Consider the following 3,135-nt stretch of genomic DNA (forward strand, 5'->3'; position numbering starts at 1 on the left):
GACACCGACGAGGACCCCCGGCGAATAAGGCGCTGGGGGTCCTCGCTTGACGTCCGGCCTACACCGGTCAGGTGACCGGTTCAGTCGGCGACCGCCAGTATTCCACCGATCAGTCCGACCTGACGGCGCCAGCTGGCGCGTGCAGCACCCTCGTTGAAAGTAGCTTGCACTTTTCAATAAAGCGGCTACACTTATTTGGGTGCGGATCACGATCAGGCCAAGTGCACTCGCGCACGGCATCACCGAAACCGAAATCCGCGCCATCATCGAATACCCCGAGCATCGCGCACGCGTCGCCGCCCGCAGACCTGACGCAAACCTCACCGTCACCGTCGGCGCATACGACATCAACGAGCCCTACATCGAGATCATCTACGACACCCAGCCTGGTGAATACGTCGTATTCCACGCCATGATGCTGCGCTCCAGCACCATCGCAGCCACCCAACTCGACGGACATATCAACCCCGGACGAATCACCAAACGGCAGCGCCCACAACAGGGAGGACCCAAGAAATGACCACACACCGTCCCACCGACGCCGACTACGACGCTATGGCCGCCGACTACGCTGCCAACCCGCTACGCGCCGACGAAGTCATCGGCCCCATCGAACACACCGGCGCCATCCTGCGCATGGGGCGACCAGCCAAGGACTCCGGAGCCGGGAAGACCCCCAGCACGACCGTCCGACTGCCCGCCGATATCAAAGTCGGCGTCGATGCGCGTGCCGCTGCGGAGAACGTCAAGTCCGCCGAGATCATTCGACGTGCTGTCGTCGAATACCTCGAACGACACCCGGCCTAATGCCTCGGCCATCGTCGCCGGTCCGATCCGCACAACCGGCCGCGCGGTGGTGTGCCTGAAGCAGGACGAGCTGATCCGTTCCATCGTCGCCACCCGCCCCGACCAATCCCCGCAGCCCGACGACGACGGCCAACAACACTCTCGGGCGCAGTCGTCGGACGAGGGGTAGTGCTCGGGTGTGACATTCCCTTGAAACTGTTTCACTCATATGTCACACTCTGGTCATGGAGCAGCTACATCAACTGGCCGATGACCTCCGCGAGACCTTCGACGAGCGCGGATACCGCATTGGTGTCGCCACTGGTCAGGATCCGTCGTTTCGGAACAGCAGACGGTCCCAAGCCAGTCTGACACGGGATCTTGCGCTCGACGCGATCCGGGAAGGCTGCGGCAGGCTGGGACTCCACTGTCGTTCGGGGTCGGGTGGATCACTAGAAGTCGTGACGCTCGTCGGTGACACCTATCGGCACCATCGCGTCCTGAAGGCGACCTTTGACAAGGCTTCGGAGGCGTACGTCATCGTGTGCCGTGGGGACAATGCACTACTTGCTGCCGACGACGCTTCGGTATATCCAGCCGAGTCATGGGTGTTTGCCTACACCATCGGCGACGACGGCATGCTCGACGAGATCTTCGTGGCCAAGGTGCAGGGCGTCACCGACGGCGCCATGCGCCAGTTGATCCTCGGCCCGGTCACCTTGCTGGGTAGCGCCGGAACGATGCCGCCGAGCGGTTTCCGTCCCGCCGACGAGGCCGACCTCGGCCTTGATGACGACGAGGAGAATGAGGGTGGTGTTGGCGGTGCTGTCTGAGATCGACGCACCACGCATCCAACAGCTCCGCATCGCCCGCGGGCTCACGCAGAAGGAATTGGCGGACACGCTCAATCTGCCGCAGGCGGCCATGTCCCGGATGCTCAGCGGCCACTCGGCACCTTCCGCTGAACTCCTCGGTCCGTTGGCCACCATGCTCGGCTGCGACGAGAAGCTCCTAGGCCGACCGGTCACCGAGCACCTCTACACACGTCCCTGGCTGCGCGCGTACGCCGATGCGCCGAAGAAGACCGTCGACCAGATCGTCAACGACACGTTGTTGGCGGTCGAGGCGTTCGAGGCACTGAACCTGAGGCGAATCCCGGAACGAGTGCCGACCTTCGCCGGCGATCCCCTTGACGACGACGCGATCGACGAGTTCGCAGCAGATGTGCGCGCCGCAGCCGAAGTCAACGCACCGCACGTCCCCAACGTGACCCGAGCGGCTGAGCGCCTGGGCTGCATTGTCCTGCCTATGGCAGGCGAACTCGGCAAGCATCTGGGAATGTCGATGTACGTGGACGGCACACCGGTGGTACGCGTCGCACGGCCGGCCGCGCACCTACCGGGAGACCGTCAGCGGTTCACCACAGCCCACGAGCTGGGCCACCTGTCGATGCACGCGGCGAGCCCGCCACCGGATACCGCGGCCGAGGCGAAGGATATTGAGCGGCAGGCACATCGATTCGCCAGCGCATTCCTACTGCCGGCCGAACCGTTCCTCGGCGACCTCGAAGCGATGGGCGGCCGCGTCACGCTGACCACATTGTCCAAGCTCAAAGCCAAGTGGGGAGTGGCAATCAAGGCGATGGTCGTCCGCCTGCGGCAACTGCACCGCATCGACGCCGACCAGGCGCGCAGCCTGTACAAGCAGATCTCCGCGCGCGGCTGGAACAAGAACGAGCCGGTCGAGGTGGTAAGCGAGGAAGCGGTATGGCTCTCGCAGGCAATGGCACGACGCTTCCCAGATCAGGATCCGCCTGCGCGAGCTGCTGAGCAAACAGGTTTGCGCCGAACCTTTTTCGACGATTGGGTCGATTGGTCGCCCGCGACCGAGGCGACGGTGATCACCTTTCCTGGGCGTTGACCCAGCTTGCAACTACGCAGATCCACGTGCACCGGCTACGGCGGTCGAAACCCTCATGTACCGGTACCCGGACGGCGCGACGCTCGCGATCTTCTACCCCGAACTACACGAGTTCCGATTCATGGAATGGGGCTCGGATTCGAACTGGTCATCAGAGCCTGTCGAAGGCAACATCGCCACCTCGGTCGGCATGGTGTACGACACACTGCGCAAGCTGTCGGCCGGGCTCTCGGTCCCCACAGGTGCCCGCTACCCGACGGCCGACGTCGAGCGTGAACTCACCTCCGTCTGAGTCACGTCGATGAGGTAGACACCGACGAGGACCCCCGGCGAATAAGGCGCTGGGGGTCCTCGCTTGACGTCCGGCCTACACCGGTCAGGTGACCGGTTCAGTCGGCGACCGCCAGTATTCCACCGATCAGTCCGACC

Annotated in this window: 5 protein-coding genes; all 5 read left to right on the forward strand. The window is 63.9% G+C overall.

Going from position 1 to position 3,135, the window contains the following annotated elements; translation table 11 throughout:
* Positions 1 to 199: 199 nt before the first annotated feature.
* The 5 genes from KDB67_RS20800 to KDB67_RS20820 all read left to right on the forward strand — a co-directional run bounded on the left by KDB67_RS20800 (position 200) and on the right by KDB67_RS20820 (position 2,998).
* Entirely contained in the window at positions 200 to 520 is a 321-nt protein-coding gene (locus tag KDB67_RS20800; RefSeq protein ID WP_291020177.1) for a hypothetical protein, read from the forward strand.
* Positions 517 to 807 (forward strand): CopG family transcriptional regulator, encoded by a 291-nt coding sequence (locus KDB67_RS20805; RefSeq protein WP_291020180.1) that lies wholly within the window; start codon positions 517 to 519, stop codon positions 805 to 807. The genes KDB67_RS20800 and KDB67_RS20805 overlap by 4 nt, the downstream gene beginning before the upstream one ends.
* Before the next feature lie 224 nt (positions 808 to 1,031).
* Positions 1,032 to 1,619, forward strand: coding sequence for a hypothetical protein (locus tag KDB67_RS20810; protein ID WP_291020183.1), 588 nt, complete (start codon positions 1,032 to 1,034; stop codon positions 1,617 to 1,619).
* Entirely contained in the window at positions 1,609 to 2,706 is a 1,098-nt protein-coding gene (locus tag KDB67_RS20815; protein ID WP_291020186.1) for an XRE family transcriptional regulator, read from the forward strand. The genes KDB67_RS20810 and KDB67_RS20815 overlap by 11 nt, the downstream gene beginning before the upstream one ends.
* A gap of 55 nt (positions 2,707 to 2,761) precedes the next feature.
* The gene (locus KDB67_RS20820; RefSeq protein WP_291020189.1) at positions 2,762 to 2,998 is read left to right on the forward strand and encodes a hypothetical protein; all 237 of its coding nucleotides are present in this window, start codon (positions 2,762 to 2,764) and stop codon (positions 2,996 to 2,998) included.
* The last annotated feature ends 137 nt before the right edge of the window (positions 2,999 to 3,135 follow it).

This window comes from Gordonia sp. (in: high G+C Gram-positive bacteria) (assembly GCF_020438995.1).
Classification (GTDB): Bacteria; Actinomycetota; Actinomycetes; order Mycobacteriales; family Mycobacteriaceae; genus Gordonia.

Coding starts and splice junctions, on each gene's coding strand:
- KDB67_RS20805 (WP_291020180.1), top strand. CDS start 517: ATGACCACACACCGTCCCACCGACGCCGACTACGACGCTATGGCCGCC.
- KDB67_RS20810 (WP_291020183.1), top strand. CDS start 1,032: ATGGAGCAGCTACATCAACTGGCCGATGACCTCCGCGAGACCTTCGAC.
- KDB67_RS20820 (WP_291020189.1), top strand. CDS start 2,762: ATGTACCGGTACCCGGACGGCGCGACGCTCGCGATCTTCTACCCCGAA.